This window comes from Lysobacter sp. P5_B9 (assembly GCF_054049835.1).
This window is the reverse complement of record NZ_JBFULP010000001.1, coordinates 367,013-384,536: the sequence shown is the minus strand read 5'-3', so window position 1 is coordinate 384,536 and position 17,524 is coordinate 367,013. Positions and strand designations below refer to the sequence as shown.

20 protein-coding genes are annotated in these 17,524 nt (G+C 66.9%); 3 read left to right on the top strand and 17 right to left on the bottom strand.

The genetic code is table 11. The annotated features are described in order from the left end of the window. Positions 1–3 precede the first annotated feature (3 nt). The 13 genes from ACXJJ9_RS01755 to ACXJJ9_RS01695 all read right to left on the bottom strand — a co-directional run bounded on the left by ACXJJ9_RS01755 (position 4) and on the right by ACXJJ9_RS01695 (position 12,303). Complete coding sequence (locus tag ACXJJ9_RS01755; RefSeq protein ID WP_457095560.1) at positions 4–798, bottom strand: thymidylate synthase; 795 nt, start codon at positions 796–798, stop codon at positions 4–6. Positions 799–811: 13 nt separating this feature from the next. Beyond that, complete coding sequence (gene lgt, locus ACXJJ9_RS01750) at positions 812–1,717, bottom strand: prolipoprotein diacylglyceryl transferase (RefSeq protein ID WP_457095559.1); 906 nt, start codon at positions 1,715–1,717, stop codon at positions 812–814. Between the two features lie 141 nt (positions 1,718–1,858). After that, positions 1,859–2,347, bottom strand: a complete 489-nt coding sequence (locus ACXJJ9_RS01745) for a TPM domain-containing protein (RefSeq protein ID WP_457095558.1) — start codon at positions 2,345–2,347, stop codon at positions 1,859–1,861. A 9-nt stretch (positions 2,348–2,356) separates the two neighbouring features. Beyond that, positions 2,357–3,259 carry a TPM domain-containing protein gene (locus ACXJJ9_RS01740; protein WP_457095557.1) on the bottom strand — a complete coding sequence of 301 codons (903 nt, stop codon included), beginning with the start codon at positions 3,257–3,259 and terminating at the stop codon, positions 2,357–2,359. 19 nt (positions 3,260–3,278) lie between these two features. Next, a complete protein-coding gene (locus ACXJJ9_RS01735) occupies positions 3,279–3,968 on the bottom strand; it encodes a LemA family protein (protein WP_457095556.1) in 690 nt (229 codons plus the stop codon). A 100-nt stretch (positions 3,969–4,068) separates the two neighbouring features. Continuing rightward, positions 4,069–4,803 carry a TerC family protein gene (locus ACXJJ9_RS01730; protein WP_310051201.1) on the bottom strand — a complete coding sequence of 245 codons (735 nt, stop codon included), beginning with the start codon at positions 4,801–4,803 and terminating at the stop codon, positions 4,069–4,071. Positions 4,804–4,859: 56 nt separating this feature from the next. Further along, positions 4,860–5,240 (bottom strand): diacylglycerol kinase, encoded by a 381-nt coding sequence (locus ACXJJ9_RS01725; RefSeq protein WP_310051199.1) that lies wholly within the window; start codon positions 5,238–5,240, stop codon positions 4,860–4,862. A gap of 241 nt (positions 5,241–5,481) precedes the next feature. Further along, positions 5,482–6,438, bottom strand: coding sequence for an isoaspartyl peptidase/L-asparaginase family protein (locus ACXJJ9_RS01720; RefSeq protein WP_457096136.1), 957 nt, complete (start codon positions 6,436–6,438; stop codon positions 5,482–5,484). A gap of 105 nt (positions 6,439–6,543) precedes the next feature. Beyond that, positions 6,544–7,776 (bottom strand): ABC transporter permease, encoded by a 1,233-nt coding sequence (locus ACXJJ9_RS01715; protein ID WP_457095555.1) that lies wholly within the window; start codon positions 7,774–7,776, stop codon positions 6,544–6,546. Positions 7,777–8,006: 230 nt separating this feature from the next. Further along, positions 8,007–8,690, bottom strand: coding sequence for an ABC transporter ATP-binding protein (locus ACXJJ9_RS01710; protein WP_457095554.1), 684 nt, complete (start codon positions 8,688–8,690; stop codon positions 8,007–8,009). Next, on the bottom strand, positions 8,687–10,213 hold the full coding sequence (locus tag ACXJJ9_RS01705; RefSeq protein ID WP_457095553.1) for an efflux RND transporter periplasmic adaptor subunit: 1,527 nt from the start codon (positions 10,211–10,213) through the stop codon (positions 8,687–8,689). Before ACXJJ9_RS01705 ends, ACXJJ9_RS01710 begins: the two co-directional genes overlap by 4 nt. A gap of 99 nt (positions 10,214–10,312) precedes the next feature. Next, positions 10,313–11,581, bottom strand: coding sequence for a sensor histidine kinase (locus ACXJJ9_RS01700; protein ID WP_457095552.1), 1,269 nt, complete (start codon positions 11,579–11,581; stop codon positions 10,313–10,315). An 11-nt stretch (positions 11,582–11,592) separates the two neighbouring features. Continuing rightward, positions 11,593–12,303, bottom strand: a complete 711-nt coding sequence (locus ACXJJ9_RS01695) for a response regulator transcription factor (protein WP_457095551.1) — start codon at positions 12,301–12,303, stop codon at positions 11,593–11,595. Between the two features lie 124 nt (positions 12,304–12,427). Between ACXJJ9_RS01695 and ACXJJ9_RS01690 the strand changes: the two genes are divergently transcribed. Beyond that, positions 12,428–12,766 carry a DMT family protein gene (locus ACXJJ9_RS01690; RefSeq protein ID WP_457095550.1) on the top strand — a complete coding sequence of 113 codons (339 nt, stop codon included), beginning with the start codon at positions 12,428–12,430 and terminating at the stop codon, positions 12,764–12,766. Between the two features lie 38 nt (positions 12,767–12,804). Here ACXJJ9_RS01690 and ACXJJ9_RS01685 read toward each other — a convergent pair whose 3' ends face one another. From ACXJJ9_RS01685 to nudE, 4 genes are read right to left on the bottom strand one after another with little or no spacing between them, the layout of a single operon-like run. Continuing rightward, complete coding sequence (locus ACXJJ9_RS01685) at positions 12,805–13,107, bottom strand: Mpo1-like protein (protein WP_457095549.1); 303 nt, start codon at positions 13,105–13,107, stop codon at positions 12,805–12,807. Positions 13,108–13,135: 28 nt separating this feature from the next. Further along, on the bottom strand, positions 13,136–13,966 hold the full coding sequence (gene mazG, locus ACXJJ9_RS01680) for a nucleoside triphosphate pyrophosphohydrolase (RefSeq protein WP_457095548.1): 831 nt from the start codon (positions 13,964–13,966) through the stop codon (positions 13,136–13,138). An 8-nt stretch (positions 13,967–13,974) separates the two neighbouring features. Continuing rightward, positions 13,975–14,769 carry a 3'(2'),5'-bisphosphate nucleotidase CysQ gene (cysQ, locus tag ACXJJ9_RS01675; protein ID WP_457095547.1) on the bottom strand — a complete coding sequence of 265 codons (795 nt, stop codon included), beginning with the start codon at positions 14,767–14,769 and terminating at the stop codon, positions 13,975–13,977. After that, complete coding sequence (nudE, locus tag ACXJJ9_RS01670; protein WP_457095546.1) at positions 14,766–15,314, bottom strand: ADP compounds hydrolase NudE; 549 nt, start codon at positions 15,312–15,314, stop codon at positions 14,766–14,768. Before nudE ends, cysQ begins: the two co-directional genes overlap by 4 nt. Positions 15,315–15,370: 56 nt before the next feature. Here nudE and bioA point away from each other — a divergent pair, with 56 nt between their 5' ends. Beyond that, positions 15,371–16,774, top strand: a complete 1,404-nt coding sequence (bioA, locus tag ACXJJ9_RS01665; RefSeq protein ID WP_457095545.1) for an adenosylmethionine--8-amino-7-oxononanoate transaminase — start codon at positions 15,371–15,373, stop codon at positions 16,772–16,774. Then, positions 16,774–17,511, top strand: a complete 738-nt coding sequence (locus ACXJJ9_RS01660) for a 16S rRNA (uracil(1498)-N(3))-methyltransferase (RefSeq protein ID WP_457095544.1) — start codon at positions 16,774–16,776, stop codon at positions 17,509–17,511. Before bioA ends, ACXJJ9_RS01660 begins: the two co-directional genes overlap by 1 nt. The last annotated feature ends 13 nt before the right edge of the window (positions 17,512–17,524 follow it).

Here is a 17,524-nt window from a genome sequence, read left to right as displayed (position 1 = left end):
GCGTCAGACCGCCACCGGCGCCTTGATCGCCGGTGCGGGATCGTAGTTCTCGATGCGGATGTCGTCGTAGCTGAAACCGAAGATGTCCTGCACCCCGGGATTCAGCATGAGCTGCGGCAGCGCGCGCGGCGCGCGCGACAGCTGTTCGCGCGCCTGTTCGAAATGGTTCGAATACAGGTGTGCGTCGCCGAGCGTATGCACGAAGTCGCCGACGCCCAGGCCGCACACCTGCGCCACCATGTGCGTGAGCAACGCATAGCTGGCGATGTTGAACGGCACGCCGAGGAAGATGTCGCCGCTGCGCTGGTACAGCTGGCAGCTCAGCTTTCCGTCGGCCACGTAGAACTGGAACATCGTGTGGCATGGCATCAGCGCCATGCGCGGCAGGTCCGCGACATTCCACGCGGAGACGATCAACCGGCGCGAGTCGGGATTGCGCCTGATCTCGTCGACGACCCATTGGATCTGGTCGATCTCCTTGCCATCGGGTCCCGCCCAGCGGCGCCACTGCTTGCCGTAGACCGGACCGAGCTCGCCCGCGGCATCGGCCCACTCGTCCCAGATAGAGACCTTGTTTTCCTTCAGGTAGGCGACGTTGGTCTCGCCCTGCAGGAACCACAACAGCTCATGCACGATCGAGCGCAGGTGCAGCTTCTTGGTCGTGACCAGCGGAAAGCCTTCGTTGAGGTCGAACCGCATCTGCCAGCCGAACACGCTGCGCGTGCCGGTGCCGGTGCGGTCCGATTTTTCCGTACCGTGTTCGAGGACGTGGCGAAGGAGCTCCAGGTACTGCTTCATCGAACAGGTCTCCTCAGTGCGATAGCGCCGGCTGCAGCGTCGGCGAGCGCCGCGAGAGCCACAGGAAGAACAGGCCAAGCGCGACCAGCGGCAGGCTCAGCACCTGCCCCATGGTCAGCCAGCCGAAGGCGAGGTAACCGTGATCGCCGATCTGCGCATCCGGAACGCGCACGAACTCGACGGCGAAACGGAACACCCCGTACAACAACGCGAACACGCCGGACACCGCGTAGCGCGGACGCGGCTTGCGCGAGTACCACCACAGCACCATGAACATGACCAGCCCCTCGAGGCCGGCCTGGTACAGCTGCGACGGATGGCGTGCGAACTGATCGAGCGCACCACCGGCGAACTGCGCCTGGATCTGCTGCATCGACATGTGCTGCAGCTCCGGCGCGGACGGGAACACCACGCCCCAGCCGGCTTCGGTGGGCTTGCCCCACAGCTCGCCGTTGATGTAGTTGCCCAGGCGTCCGAAACCGAGTCCCGGCGGCACCAGCGGCGCAATGAAGTCGACGGTGTCGAAAAGGTGCAGCTTCTGCCTGCGCGTCCACCACCACGCGGCGAAGACGACACCCATCAGGCCACCATGGAAGCTCATGCCGCCCTCCCAGATCTTGAGCACCTGCAATGGCTGGTCGAGGTAGGTCGGCAGGTCGTAGAACAGGATGTACCCGAGCCGTCCGCCGAGCACCACGCCAAGGGCGCAATAGAAAACGAGGTCGCCGTAGGCCTGCTCGTTGACCCCCGGGAGGCGCCCGGCGCGCACGCGCCGCAGGCCCAGCCACCACGCGGCGGCGAAGGCGAGCAGGTACATGATTCCGTACCAGTGGATCTGCGGATGCACGCTGCCAAGCAGGGGCAGGTTCCAGGTGCCGAGGTCGAGGGCGATCGGGTCGATCTGGTGCAGTACGGTCATTCCGGAACGGGCTCCGCGGGGATGTGGCTATTGTGCCGCGCCGCGAGATGGATCGGGGGGCGAAACACTCAAACGCGCCGCAGCGCGAGGGGAGCCCAACGCTCCGGTCGTTCCGCGACCGTGGCCGCGCCAGCCGCGGTCCTACAGCAGGTGCGGCGCATCCGGCAGCTCGTTCTCGTCGACGTAGTCGGCCCCGCGCGGGAAATGTGCTTCGACCAGGGCGGACAAGGCCTCGATGCCACGCAGGACCGCGATTTCGGGTTCGCCCGCCCTCAGCCGTTCCTCGATGAGCTGGCAGGCACCGCGCCATTGCTCCGCGCTCACCAGGCCCTCGAAACCGCGGTCGGCGACGATCTCGATGCGATGGTCGGCCAGCAACAGGTACAGCAGCACGCCGTTGTTGGCGCGGGTATCCCATACGCGCAACTGGGCGAAGACTTCATGCGCGCGGTCGCGCGCCTGCACGCCCGCGAGCACCGCGCGCGGATGCAGCGCGCTCTCGACGGCGAAGCGGACCTCGCCGGTGTGGCGCGCCTCGCTCGCCGCGATCGCGGCCGCAATGCGCTCCAGCGCGTCGGCTGCGAACAGGCGCCGCGGTGGCATGGCGAACAGATGCCTGAGCAATCGCATCGCGGGCTCCTACCAGCTGCCGGAGGCGCCACCGCCCCCGCTCATGCCGCCACCACCGGACCAGCCACCGCCTCCGCCAAATCCGCCACCGCCGCCCCCACCGCCACCGAATCCGCCGCCGCCCCAGCCCCCGCCGCCACCGAAACCACCCCAGCCGCCGTGGCGGGCATAGCTGCCGGGTGACACCCCGGCCAGGCCGACGAAGAAACCGATCAGGGCACCGATGCCACCCACCAGCACGGACGAGAGCAGCCATGCCACCCCGCCCGCCGCGACCGCGCCGAGGAGGCCGCGCACGACGGAGGGCACCGGACTGAGGAAGGCGCGCGCGACCTGCGCCACGATGAGCGCAGCGAACAGCGCAAACAGGAATCCACCACCGCGACCGCCGCGGGGCCGGCGCTGCTCGACCATCGGAGGTGGCAACGCTTCGCCATCGATCAGCTTCACCAGCTCGCCGGTGGCGTCGGTAAGGCCGCCATTGAAATCGCCGGCGCGGAACTTCGGCGCCATGTATTCGGTGATGACACGGATCGCAATCGCGTCTGGAATCGCACCTTCCAGCCCATAGCCGACTTCGATGCGGGCGCGGTGATCATCCTTGGCGATGACCAGCAGCGCGCCATCGTTCGTTCCCGTGCGGCCTAGCTTGTACTGGTCATAGGCACGCGTGGCGTACTGCGCGATGTCCTCGGGTTGCGTGGTCGGGATGACCAGCACCTGCAGCTGGCTGCCCTTGCGCTGCTGCAATGCGAGCGCCTGCGCCTCGAGTCGCTGTTTCGTCGTCGCATCCAGGGTCGCCGTCGTGTCGATGACCGGCCCGGTGAGCGGTGGAATGGCCGCAAGCTGCTGTGCCTGCGCGAGGGCGCAGGCGAACAGCAACACGGTCAGTGCGACCAGGCGCCGCAGCATCGGAATTACGCCTGTCGGCTCAGCCGCCCGCCGGTGCCGGCTGCTGCTGCGGCTGCTGCTGCGGCTGCTGTTGCGGCTGCTGTTGCGGCGGCTGCTGCGGTTGCGGCGCCGGAGCCGGCTGCGCGGGCTGGCCGAAATCGACCTTGGGCGCTTCCTGGACCTGCTGCTCGTTCTCGACGGTGAAGTTCGGCTTGGTCTTGTAGCCGAACATCATCGCGGTGAGATTCTGCGGGAACGAGCGGATGAAGGTGTTGTAGTCCTGCACCGAGGTGATGTAACGCTGGCGTTCCACCGCGATGCGGTTCTCGGTCCCTTCCAGCTGCGCCTGCAGCTGCAGGAAGTTCTGGTCGGCCTTGAGTTGCGGGTAGTTCTCGCTGACCACCAGCAGGCGGCTGAGCGCGCTCTGGAGCTCGCCCTGGGCCTGCTGGAACTGCTGCAGGGACGCCGGATCGTCCGCATTGACGTTGATGCTGCCGACCTTCGAACGCGCCTCGGTCACCTGCGTGAAGACTTGCTGCTCATGGGTGGCGTAACCGCGCACGGTGGCGACCAGGTTCGGCACCAGGTCGGCGCGGCGCTTGTAGACGTTGATCACCTGCGACCAGGCAGCCTTCACCGCCTCGTCCTTCTGCTGGATGCTGTTGTAGCCGCAGCCGCTGAGCATGCCGGCGAGCGTGAGCAGGCATAGCATCATGAGGAACTTGCGCATGGGGGTTTCCTGGTTGGGGTGGGACGACGCGCATTGCAGCATCGGCCGGAATTAAGGTGGCGTGATGATGCCCGATTCCCCCGCTGGCGGCACCGGCAGGTCAGTCCTCCACCAGCCGCCGCTGTGAGTTGCGCTTCGCCCAGAGGTTCAGGCATTCCACCAGCGCGGAGAAGCCCATCGCCCCGTAGATGTAGCCCTTCGGGATGTGCATGTCGAAGCCTTCCAGGATCAGGTACACGCCGACCAGCACGATGAAGGCCAGCGCCAGCATCTTGATGGTGGGGTTGCGTTCGATGAAGTGACCCAGCGGCGTCGCCGCCAGCAGCATCACCGCGACCGCGAGCAGGATGGCGGCGACCATCACCGGCGTCTTGTTGGCCATGCCGACCGCCGCGATGACCGAGTCGAGCGAGAACACGATGTCGATCACCGCGATCTGCGCAATGACACCCATGAACGAGATCGCCGGCTTGCTGTGGACGTCCTCGGATTCTTCCTCGCCGATGATCAGGTCCTTGACCTCGGACGCCCCCTTCACCACCAGGAACACGCCGCCCAGGATCAGCACCAGGTCACGGACCGAGATGCCCAGGCCGAAGAGATTGAACAGCTCCGTGGTCAGTCCGGCCAGCCACGCCAGCGTCAGCAGCAGGCCGATACGGGTTATGCAGGCGACCGCGATGCCGAACTTGCGCGCCTTCTCGCGCTGCACCAGTGGCAGCTTGCTCACCGCGATCGAGATGAATACGAGGTTGTCGATGCCCAGCACGATCTCGATCGCGCTCAGGGTGATCAGGGTGATCCAGGTTTGCGGGTCGGTGAGCAGTTCAATCACGTGCAAATTCTCGGCAAGGCGGGCTTCGGCCCGCCGTCAGGCAAGTCGGAAACGGATTACAGGACGCGCGGCAACAGGATGGCGCCCCACACCAGCAGCACGTTCATCATCAGCACGAAGACCGCAGCCGAGCCCATGTCCTTGGCGCGCCCGGCCAGCTCGTGGAACTCCGGACCATAGCGTTCGATCACGGCTTCGATCGCCGAATTGAGCAGCTCGATGCTCAGCACCAGCAATATGGAACCGATGAGCAGGATGCGCTCCACCGGCGTCTGGCCCAGCCACCAGCCGATCGGCGCCAGCACCACGAACAGATAGACCTCGAGCCGGAACGAGGACTCGTGCAGCCATGCCGCATGCAGCCCCTGCATCGACCATTTGGCGGCCTTGAGGATGCGTGAGGGGTGGCGGGGAAGATGACCGAAGGCGTCAGCCATGGCGGCGCTCCGGGACTGTTGCGGATGGAAAAAATGGCATGTCGCGCGATGCTCTGGACGGCCGCGAACGGGGCCGGGGAGGCGGCAGTAAAGCCGCCATCAAGTACCCGGATTCTGCCACAAGGCCCCCAGTCCCGCCCCTGCCGGCCTTTGCAGCATGGGCCCGGTGCCGCGCCGACACCGGCGGGCCGCAAGAGCCAACGCTCCAGGTGCGGCCCTGGATGTTCCCACCCGCGGTGAATCAGTCCTCGTCGCGGAAGATCGCGGTGCCACGCGATCCATCCGGCTTGATCCAGGCCCGGTACATGCCGGTGGTGTTGAACGGCATCGCGATGTTGCCGTCGCGGTCCAGCGCGATCGCGCCGCCGTCGCCGCCATTCGCCGGCACGATCTTGTTGACCACTTCCTCCGCGGCCACCGCCAGCGCGTCGCCGCGATAAGCCACGCGCGCGCAGATGTCATGGGCGACCGCGTTGCGGATGTAGAACTCGCCCCAGCCCGTGCCCGACACGCCGCAACGGTCGTCGGCCCACGTGCCCGCCCCGATCACCGGCGAATCGCCGATGCGGCCCCAGCGCTTGTTGGTCATGCCGCCGGTGCTCGTCGCCGCGGCGATGTGGCCCTGGGCATCGAGCGCCACTGCGCCGACGGTGCCGAAGTACTTGCCCTTCTCGACCAGGCCCGCACCGGCCTTCTCCTTCGCCTGCTCCGCTTCCAGCTGCTTGCGGCGGCGTTCGGTATCGAACCAGGAATTCGGTACCCGCTCGATCTCCGGACGGCTGTCGGCGAATTTCTCCGCACCCGCGCCTGCCATCATCACGTGGGGGCTATGCTCCATCACCGCGCGCGCGAGCCGGATGGGATTGCGCACGGTGCTGATGCCGGCGACCGCGCCCGCGCGGCGGGTGTGGCCTTCCATGATCGACGCATCGAGCTCGTGCTTGCCTTCGGCGTTGAACACCGCACCCTTGCCAGCATTGAACTGCGGCGCTTCCTCCATCACCACGATGGCGGCTTCCACGGCATCGAGCGCACTGCCACCTTTCGCCAGCACGGCGTTGCCGGCATCGAGTGCGCGATCAAGCGCGGCACGCACTTCGCGTTCCTCGGCTGCGCTCAATGCGCTGCGTTCGATCACACCGGCGCCGCCATGGATCACCAGTGCGGTCCGGGGCTTGTCTGCGGCCTGGGCGGTCATGGTGGCGAGTACGAGGAACAGGGCGGGAAGGAAGCGCATGGCGAGGCCTTGGGGTTCATGACACGCCAAGCATAGTGCAGCTCGCCTGCGGTTCGTGCGCGGGAGTCACTGTTGGCGCAGCGCCTCGATCGGATCCAGCTGCGAAGCCTTGCGCGCCGGGTAGTAGCCGAAGAACAGGCCGGTGGCGATCGAGAACCCGGCTGCAAGCGCGATCACCTGCCCGTTCAGCGCCACCGGCAGCGAACCAAAGCGCCCCACCAGCAAGGCGCCGACGACGCCCAGCGCGATGCCGATGACGCCACCGATCAGCGAAATCAGCATCGCCTCGGCCAGGAACTGACGGCGGATGTCCGACGGTCCCGCTCCCACCGCCATGCGCAGGCCGATCTCGCGGATGCGCTCGGTCACCGACACCAGCATGATGTTCATGATGCCGATGCCGCCGACGATCAGTGAAATCGTCGCCACCGCGCCCAGCAACAGCGACATCAGCCGTGTGGTCTGCGTGCGGGTGGCCACCACTTCGGCGATGTTGCGTACGCTGAAATCATCCTCGTCGCCGGGCTGGATCCGGTGCCGCTGGCGCAGCAATGCTTCGACTTCGTCCTGGACGTACGAAACATCATCGGCGCGCGTGACGCCCAGAGCGATCTGCTGCACCGCGCCCGGCGGTATCGCCGTTGCGCCGGCCAGCCGGCGGCGCGCGGTTTCCAGCGGCACCAGCACGATGTCGTCCTGGTCCTGGCCGAAACCGCCCTGCCCCTTCGGCTTGAGGATGCCGGCGACGGTGAACGGCACGCGGCCGATGCGCACCGTCTGCCCGACCGCATCCTCATCGCCAAACAGCTCGCGCCGCACCGTCTCACCGAGAATCACGGCCTTGCCGCCGTTGTAGTCGCGGGCCTCGAATGCATTGCCATCCCGGACTTCCCAGCCATTGATGGCGAAAAAATCCGGTTGCACGCCCTGCCACTGCGTCGACCAGTTGTTTTCCGCGTACACGATCTGGGTGCCGCCACGGAGCATCGCGGCGACGTACTGGACTTCAGGGATCTCGTCGCGGATCGCTTCCGCATCCGCTTCATCTAGGGTGTAACGGCTGCCCGCGGCGATGCGTGCGCCACCGCCGCCGAACCCGCCCGCGCCGCCGATATCGAGGCGGTTGGAGCCGAGCCCCGAAACCAGCTTGTCGATCTCGGCCTGCGTGCCCTGCCCCACCGACACCATCACGATCACCGCGGCGATGCCGATGATCACGCCAAGCGAGGTCAGTGCGCTGCGCAACCAGTTGCCACGCAGGGCGAAGATGGCGGTGCGCAGGATTTCGAGAAAATTCATGGCAGTTCTCCAGGTGCTCAGGTGCCGTCCATGGCGCAACCGTCGGGTGCTCCAACCTCCTGCCCGGCCATCCCTGGCCGGGCGCTCACCAGCGCAGCCGATGCCGATAGGGCATCGGCTCAGTACTCAGGTGCCGTCCGTGGCGCAACCCGTCCGGTGCTCCAACCTCCTGCCCGGCCATCCCTGGCCGGGCGCTCATCAGCGCAGCCGATGCCGATAGGGCATCGGCTTTACGCGCTGATGAGCCCATCCCTCATCACGAAGATGCGATCGCAATGCTTCGCCACATCCGGATCGTGCGTAATCAGCACCACGGTGTGGTCTTCCTGCTGCAAGCGCTTGAACAGAGCCAGGATCTCCTCGCCGGTGCGGCTGTCGAGCGCGCCGGTCGGCTCGTCGGCGAGCAGGATCGGCGGGCGGTTGATCAGCGCTCGCGCGATGGCGACACGTTGCTGCTGTCCGCCGGAAAGCTCGCTCGGGCGATGCCCGGCGCGTTCGCCGAGACCCACGGCTTCCAGCGCATCACGGGCACGCTGCAACCGCTCCTCGCGCTGGATGTTGGCGTAGCCCATGGGCATCGCCACGTTCTCCAGCGCGTTCATGCGCGGCAGCAGGTTGAAACCCTGGAAAACGAAACCGATTTTCTCCAGCCGCAACGCAGCGCGTTCTTCGGCGTCGAGGGTGGCGACGTCGATGCCGGCGCACAGGTAGGTACCACTCGACGGCGTGTCCAGGCAGCCCAGCAGGTTCATGAGCGTCGACTTGCCCGAACCCGAGGGCCCCATGATGGCCACGAATTCGCCACTACCGATGCGCAGGTCCACGTCTCGCAGCGCGGTCACTTCGGCTTCGGTGCCGGGCGAATACACCTTGCTCAATCCGAGCGTCTCGATCACGGCCACGGGAGAGTTCATTTCGCGGCACGCCCGCTGCCGACGATCACTTCGTCGCCTTCACGGATGTCGCCGGAGACCTCGGTGTAACTGCCATCGGATGCCCCCACGCGCACCATCACCGCCTGCGGCCTGCCGCCGGCCAGTTTGTACAGCGGCGCGCGACGCGAACCGAGCAGTGCGGCGGTCTCCCTGTCCCACACGGCCTTCTGGCTGTCGTCGAGCGTCGCCTTGAACGCGGCGAACTGCTGGTTGAAACGCTCGGCCATGCGTTGGCGCATCGCGCCGGCGTTGCCGCCATCGTTGCCTCCGCGGTTGTTGCCTCCGCCGCCGCCCGGTCCACGACCGAAGAGGGTCGCGCCCTGATTCTGTGCCGCGGGCGCTGCGATCCGCGCTGCCGCCCGCTGCCTGATCGCGGCCATCGCTTCGTCGAAGGCGGCCTGTTGGCCGGCATTGAGCGTCAGCGCGTGGGCGATGCGTTCGAAATCCTGCGCGAAGTTGCCGCGCGTGCCGCCCTGTTGCGCGGCCGCGTCCGTTGCGTTGTCGTCCGGTTTGTAACGCAGCGCTGCATTGCTGACGCGCAGGACGTTGTCGCGGTGGCTGACTTCGATCTCCGCGTTGGCGGTCATGCCCGGCAGCAGCGACTGGTCGCTGTTGCCGACGGTCACCACCACCGGGTAGGTGATGACATTGGCCGTATTGGTCGCTGCCAGCCGCACCTGCTTGACCTTGCCGCGGAAACGCCGTTCCGGGAACGCATCGACGGTGAAGCCGACTTCCAGGCCCGGCTTGACCCGGCCGATGTCGGCTTCATCGACCGCCAGCAGGATCTCCATCTGCGACAAGTCTTCGGCGATCTGGAACAGTACCGGCGCCTGCAGGCTCGCCGCCACGGTCTGTCCCGGCTCCACCGAACGCGACAGCACTACGCCATCCACCGGTGCGCGGATCACCGTGCGCTGCAGGTTGAGGCGCGTGGTCTGCGTGGACGCGGTCTGCTGCCTGATCTGCGCCTGCGCCGAAGCCACCTGCGCGCGTGCCTGGTCGCGGGCGGCGCGGGCGAGGTCGAGGTCGCCGCGCGCGATCAGCTGCTGCTGCGCGAGCTCGGCCTTGCGGTTGTAGTCGGCCTCGGCATTGCGCACGGTTGCCTGCGCCGTCGCCAGGTCGGCACGCGCACTGTTGATCTGCGCGTTGCCCTGTGCGATCTGCGCCTCGAAGGTGCTCGGATCGATGCGCGCGATCACCTGCCCCTTGGTCACGTGATCGTTGTAGTCGACGAGCACGTCGGTGACCTGCCCGGAAATCTGGCTGCCGACATCGACCTTCGAGGTGGCATTGAGCGCGCCCGTGGCGGAAATGGTGACGCGGATGTCGCCGCGATCGACTTTCACCGTGCGGTATGCCGAAGCGGCTTCCTCGCTGCTCCTGTGGCGCCAGGCGTAAACGCCTGCGATCAGGATGGCGAAGACTGCGATCACTATCGCGATGCGGCGCGGCCAGGCGGATGTCTTGCGTGCAGGGGAAGGCGTGCGGGCTGCGCTCATGGGGGAGGAAAAAAGGAAGTCGTTGGATATAACGCGCGAAAGGGCGTGGCGTTTACAAGTCCAGCCCCGCACGACGCCGACGGAGCGCGATCGGACAGATCAGGCAAAGCGGATGATCGCCGTGGTGCCCTTGCCCGGCTGGCTTTCCAGGCTCACTGGCCAGTCGAAGCGATCGCCGAGCCGGCGCACGATCGACAATCCCATGCCGCGTCCTTCCTCGCGCGCATGGTCGGCGCGATAGAACGGGTCGAAGGCCTTCATCAGTGCCTCGGGCGTCATGCCGATGCCGGTATCGCGGACCTCGATGCGCTCGGGCGCCAGGTGCAATTCGATGCGGCCGGAATCGGTGAAACGCACGGCGTTGCCGAGCAGGTTACCGATCATCACCGCCAGCACGTGCGGCGGCGCGAACAGCTTGGGCGTGCCCTCGTCGATCACGGCCAGTTCGATCGGTCGCCCCACCAGCAAGGGCTGGACCCGCGCGACCTCGTGCGCCACGACTTCGCGCACGTCGAATTCCTCGCTCAGCGGCTCCACCTCCGCTTCGCGCGCGAGGATGAGGAAGGCGTCGATCACCGCCTCCATGTCGCGTCCCGCCCGCTGCACGCGCGCGAGGGAACGTAATTGCCGGTCGCTGGCGTCGGGATCGGCCAGCATCAGGTCGGTGGCGACCCGGATGACGGTGAGCGGTGTGCGCAATTCATGGCTGGCATCGCGGGTGAAATCGCGCTCGCGCTGCACGAAATCGGTAACGCGGTCGCCGAGGCCGGCCAATGCGCTGGCGAGCTGGTGCACCTCGCTGCCCGAATCCGGCGGCAGCCGGCTGGCGCGGACCGCGCTGGTATCGGGCGCGCGTGGATCCCACCACGCCACCACGTCGGCAAGCCAGCTGACCGGCACCACCATGCGCTTGGTGGTCCGGTACGTCATCCATGCCATCACGTACGAAAGGCCCAGCGCGAACAGCAGCGTGACGAGCACGGTCACCAGGATGGCGGTGTCGATCAGGGTGGTATCGATCGACAATACGAAGCGGCCCTGCCGCCGCTCTTCGACGTAGACGAAACGGCTCAGCGCCACCTGGTTCAGCCCCGGGTGAAAGCCGCGCATCGCTGGGGGCAACGCATCGGGAGCAGCACCGGCCGGAATGAAATAGCTGTCGAACGCCCGGCTGCGCGGCAGGGCTTCGCTGCTTTGCGCGGCGACCTCCGTCCAGAACCGGGTGGCCTCTCGATGCGCCGCCCAGTTCACCACGGACTGCCGCACCGCGAGGCCGATCGCCAGCAGGAACAGGCACAGCACCACGCTGGCGACCAGCGCCTGCGCTATGAAGGCCAGTTTGATCCTTCGCGGCAACCCCTGCGGCATGAGCGTACCGATCAGTCGGGCGGCTGCGATATGTCGGCCACCCGGTAGCCGGCGCTCTGCACCGTGTGCAGCAGCTGCTTGTCGAACGGCTTGTCGATGGTCTTGCGCAGGTTGTAGAGGTGGCTGCGCAGGGTGTCCGAATCCGGCAAGCCGTTGCCCCAGATCTCGCGCTCGATTTCCTGGCGGCTGACCACGCGCGGCGACTCGCGCATCAGGATGGTGAGCAGGCGCAGGCCGATGGGAGAGAGCTGAAGCTCGGCCCCGCCTCGCGTCACCCGCAGGCTGGCAGGGTCGAGCACGAGGTCGGCGACCTTCAGTACCTCGCCCCCCACCTGGCGACGCTCGCGGCGGATCAGGGCCCGCAGGCGCGCTTCGAGTTCCTGGATGGCAAAGGGCTTGGTGAGGTAGTCGTCGGCACCGACCGACAGGCCATTGAGTTTCTCGTCCAGGGTGTCGCGGGCCGTGAGCATCAGCACCGGGGTCGACTTGCGGGCTTCCTCGCGCAGCTTCTTGCACACCTCGATGCCGTCCATGCGCGGCAGCATCAGGTCGAGCACGATCACGTCGTAGCTGTTCTCGGTGGAGAGGCGGTAACCGTCCAGGCCGTCGGCGGCAAAATCCACCTCGAACCCGCGGCCTTCGAGGTACTCACCGACCATCTCGGAGATGTTCCGGTTGTCCTCGACTATCAGGACCAGGCCGCCATCGCGTGTTGATTGCATGACCAGGAGCTCCAGTTCGACTTCAGGTTTGTGAAGTTGCCCTTCCGAGGGTAGACGCTCCGTGAAGACATTACAGTGTGTGGTCTCATTCGCCTTAACGACCTGTTAAAAACCGACCTTCCTGATGCTTGATCGCTTCTATCCCGCCCTGCTGCTGCTCGGCTCGAACCTGTTCATGACCTTCGCCTGGTACGGGCACCTTCGCTACAAATCCGCCCCTCTGGCGCTGGCGATCCTCGCCAGTTGGGGGATCGCCCTGTTCGAATACTGCCTGATGGTGCCTGCCAACCGGTTCGGCAGCGCGATGTATTCGGCGCCACAGCTCAAGGGCATGCAGGAGGTGATCACGCTGCTCGTGTTCGCCGGCTTCTCCACCTGGTACCTGGGCCAGCCATTGAAATGGAACCACTGGGCCGGCTTCGGCCTGATCGTGGTGGCGGCGTGGCTGATCTTCCGTGACTAACCGCGTGCGGCGACAGCCCGGTCAGAACCTGGCCCGCGTCAGAACCTGATGCGTCCGGTCAGGATGTCCTTGAACATCACCCAGTCGCCCACGAAGGAATAGAACGGGTGCTTGAAGGTAGCGGGCCGGTTCTTCTCGAAGAAGAAGTGACCGACCCAGGCGAAGCCGTAGCCGCACACCAGGGCGCCCAGCAGAAACCAGACGTTGCGGTTCCACAGCGCGAGCGCCAGAAGCACCAGCACGCCACAACTGCCGACGAAATGCAGGCGGCGGCAGGTGCGATTGACGTGCTCGCCCAGATAGAAGGGATAGAAATCGCGGAAGCTCGAGAACTGGCCCATCACTTGCCCCTGTTGGTTACCCGCGCCGCTATTTTTCACCGGCCTTGGCGCGGTTCCAGTAGCGATCCTGGGCTTCCAGCGGCAGCGCGGCAAGCGCGTTGCCATCGGCGTCGGCCATTGCCTCCATCGCCCGGAAGCGGCGTTCGAACTTGAGGTTGGCGCGCCGCATCGCGGCGCCGACGTCCACCCTGGCATGGCGCGCGATGTTCGCCGCGACGAACAGCAGGTCGCCGATTTCCTCCTCCAGGCGATTGCGTGCGGCGGCATCGCCCGGATCGTCGGCGACAGCGCTGAATTCGGCGCGCACCTCCTCGATTTCCTCGTGCAGCTTGGCGATCACGGGCGTGATATCGGGCCAGTCGAAGCCGACCGTCGCGGCGCGCTTCTGCAGCTTCACCGCGCGCTGCCATTCCGGCAGCCCGCGGGCGATACCGGCGAGCGCGGAGGTGTCTTCGTGCCCGGAGGATTCGCGTTCGCGGCGCTTCTGCTCTTCCCAGGCAACCGTCTGGGCCTCGGCATCCTCGACGCTGGCATCGGCAAAGACATGCGGATGGCGGCGGATCATCTTGTCGCTGATCGCGGCGACGACATCGCCGAAGGCAAAGCTGCCCTCCTCCTCCGCCATGCGTGCGTGGAAGACGACCTGCAGCAGCAGGTCGCCGAGCTCGTCCTTCAGCGCATGTCGATCCTCGCGATCGATCGCGTCGGCGACCTCATAGGCTTCCTCGATCGTGTAGGGCGCAATGCTGGCGAAGGTCTGCTCCACGTCCCAGGGGCAGCCGCCCTGTGGGTCGCGCAGCCGCGCCATGATCGCGAGCAGCGTGTGGATGTCGTGGTGGTCGTGCGGCAGTTCGTTCATCGGTTGCGTCATGCGATCCACTTGCGCCACGGCAGCGCGGTGTCACCCAGGGCGATGAAGTCGCCATTGAGGATCCGTTCGCGCTGGTTGTAGCGGAACGGCCGTCCCTGCGGATCGAACAGCGCGCCCCCTGCCCCTTCCAGTACGCATTGGCCCGCGGCGGTATCCCATTCGCTGGTCGGCCCGAAGCGCGGATAGACATCGAGCCCGCCATCGGCGATGCGGCAGAACTTCAGCGACGAGCCCAGTCCCATCGGCTCCACGTCGCCCATGCGATCGATGAAGGCCTGCGTGCGCTCATCACGATGGGAACGACTGGCGGCGACCCGCAGCGGCGACATGGCCGGTGCGCGCACGCGCAAGATGGCATCGCTGCCCTGCTCGCGGCGGAACGCTCCCAGCGTTGCGCCGCCATGCCACAGCTGGCCGGTCACCGGCGCCTGCACCACGCCGAAGGTGGCCACGCCGTCTTCGATCAGGGCGATGTTGACGGTGAATTCACCATTGCGCTTGACGAACTCGCGGGTGCCGTCGAGCGGATCGACCAGCCACAACCGCGTCCACTGCCGACGCTGCGCCGCGCTGACTTCGTGGGCGGATTCTTCCGACAGCACCGGAATGTCAGGCGTGATGCGGGCCAGCCCGTCGACGATGCAGCGGTGTGCGGCGAGGTCCGCCGCCGTCAGCGGTGAATCGTCGTCCTTGTGCTCGACCGCGAATTCGCTGTCGTAGATGCCCAGGATCGCCGCCGCCGCGTCCTGCGCCAGCCGGATCACCTCTTCCCGCACTGCTGCGTCGATCACGCCTGCATCCCCAGCCACTCACGGGCGATGAACAGGGCCGCGATGCTGCGTCCCTCGGAAAAATCCTCGCGCAGGATCAGCTCGTGCAGGGCATTGAGTTTCCACGGGATCACTTCGAGCTCCTCCGGTTCGTCACCCGGCAGGCGCTCGGGATACAGGTCTCGTGCCACCACCAGTTGCGCGGTGTGGCTCATGTAGGTGGGCGCGAGGGTGATGTCGCGCAGCAGGGTGAGCGATCGCGCGCCGTAACCGGCTTCCTCCTTCAGCTCGCGGTCGGCGGCCTGCAGGGCGGTTTCGCCCGCGTCGATGCGGCCCTTGACCAGGCCCAGCTCGTAGCGGTGCATGCCGGCGGCGTATTCGCGCACCAGCAGCACGGTGTCGGCGTCCAGCATGGGCACGACGATCACGGCGCCGTGGCCGCGGCCGTGCAGGCGCTCGTAGTTGCGTCGTTCACCATTGGCGAACTCGAGCTCGAGGCGCTCCAGCCGGTACGGGCCCGCGTCGTGCTCGGTGATGCCGTGGATGATGGGCAGGGGCCGCGTCACGGCTCGGCTCCGGGCCTTCGCCGGGCGGCCGCGCGGAAGGCTGCAATAATGGCGGGATGCAGGACATTACTCACGATGCCGCGATGATAGCGGACGCCGATGCATGGCGTTCGCGCGACCTGGCGGTGCTCTGGCACCCGTGCACGCAGATGCGCGAGCACCCGGACACATTGCCGCTGCTGCCGATCGCCCGCGGCGAGGGCCCGTGGCTGATCGGCCGCGACGGTCGCCGCTACCTCGATGCCATCAGCAGCTGGTGGACCAACCTGTTCGGCCATGCCGAGCCGCGCATCGCAGCGGCGATCGCGCGCCAGGCGTCTACTTTGGAACATGTGATCCTGGCCGGGTGTTCGCATGCGCCGGCCGTGGAACTGGCCGAGCGCCTGCTGGCGATCGCGCCGCGCGAAGCCGGTCGTGCGCCGTTGTCGAAGGTGTTCTATGCCGACAACGGCTCGGCCGGTGTCGAAGTGGCCCTGAAGATGGCCTTCCACTGGTTCCGCAATCGCGGCGAACCGGGGCGCACCAAGTTCGTCGCACTGGAGAATGGCTACCACGGCGAAACCATCGGCGCGCTTGCCGTCGGCGACATTCCGCTCTACCGGCGCGTTTACGCCCCCTTGCTGGCGGAGGCGCTGTTCGCGCCTTCCCCGGACGCCTACCTGTGCGAACCCGGGGAATCCCCCGCGCAACGTGCCGCCCGCGCGGCGGACGCTCTGCGCATCCTGCTTGAACGGCATGCCGGCGAGATCTGCGCCCTCATCCTCGAACCACGCGTGCAATGCGCCGGCGGGATGCGCATGCACGACCCGTCCTACCTGAAGCTGGTGCGCGAACTGTGCGATGCCCACGGCGTGTTCCTGATCGCGGACGAGATCGCGGTGGGATTCGGACGCACGGGCACCCTGTTCGCCTGCGAGCAGGTCGGCATCCAGCCCGACCTGCTGTGCCTGTCGAAAGGCCTTACCGGCGGCGCGATGCCGCTTGCCGCGGTACTGGCGACGCAGTCCATCTACGACGGCTTCCTCGACGATTCGCGCGAACGGGCATTCCTGCATTCGCACAGCTATACCGGCAATCCGCTGGCATGCGCCGCGGCCCTGGCGTCGCTGGATATCTTCGGCAGCGACAACGTCCTGGAGCGGAACCGCGCCACGGCGGAACGCATGCGGGACCTCGCGCAGCCGCTGGCTGCGCACGCGCATGTCGCGGACGTGCGCCAGGCCGGGATGATCGTCGCCTTCGAGCTCACGAAGAATGGCGACAAGCGCGTGCCATTCGACCCGGCGACGCGCGTGGGCCTGCGCGCCTATCGCGCTGCACTGGCGCGTGGCGTACTGCTACGCCCGCTGGGCGACATCCTGTACTGGATGCCGCCCTACTGCATCGACGACGACGCCCTGCGCCTGCTGGCCGACGTGACGCGACACGCCATCGACGAAGCGACCGCGGAGGCGACCTGATGCGCCTGACGCGAGTGCATGTCGACACACCGCTTTCGTCCGGGCTGGAACTGGCGCTACCCGAAAACGCCGCTGCCCACCTGTCGCGCGTGCTGCGGCTTGCCGTCGGCGACGAATGCATACTTTTCAACGGCGACGGCATCGATTACGACGCGCGCATCACCGCAATGGGCAAGCGCGAACTGCGTGTTACGGTCGCCTCCGGCCGTGAAGTGGACAACGAGTCGCCCCTGGCCATCACGCTACTGCAAGGTATTGCGCGCGGGGAGAAGATGGACCTGATCCTGCAGAAGGCGACGGAGCTTGGCGTGAATGCCATCGCGCCACTCTGGTCGCAGCGCAGCGAAGTGAAACTCGACGAGGCACGCGCCGAAAAGCGCCTGGCCCATTGGCGCGGGGTGGTGACCTCGGCCTGCGAGCAATGCGGCCGCGCGCGCGTGCCCGGCGTAGCGGCGCCGGTGTCGCTGTCCGTGGCACTGGGCGCCTTGCCCGCGGGCGGACTGCGCCTGATCCTCGATCCTGAGGCTGAACTGGCACTGCGCACGCTCTCGGTTGGCGACGAAGCGGGGATCGTCCTTGCAGTCGGACCGGAAGGCGGCTGGTCCCTCGCGGACCGCGAGCAGTTGCGCGCCGCCGGCTTCCAGGGACTGAAGCTGGGTCCGCGCATCCTGCGCACCGAAACCGCAGGCCTCGCAGCGATTGCGGCCCTGCAGTCGCGCCTGGGCGACCTGGCCTGACGCAATCGACCCC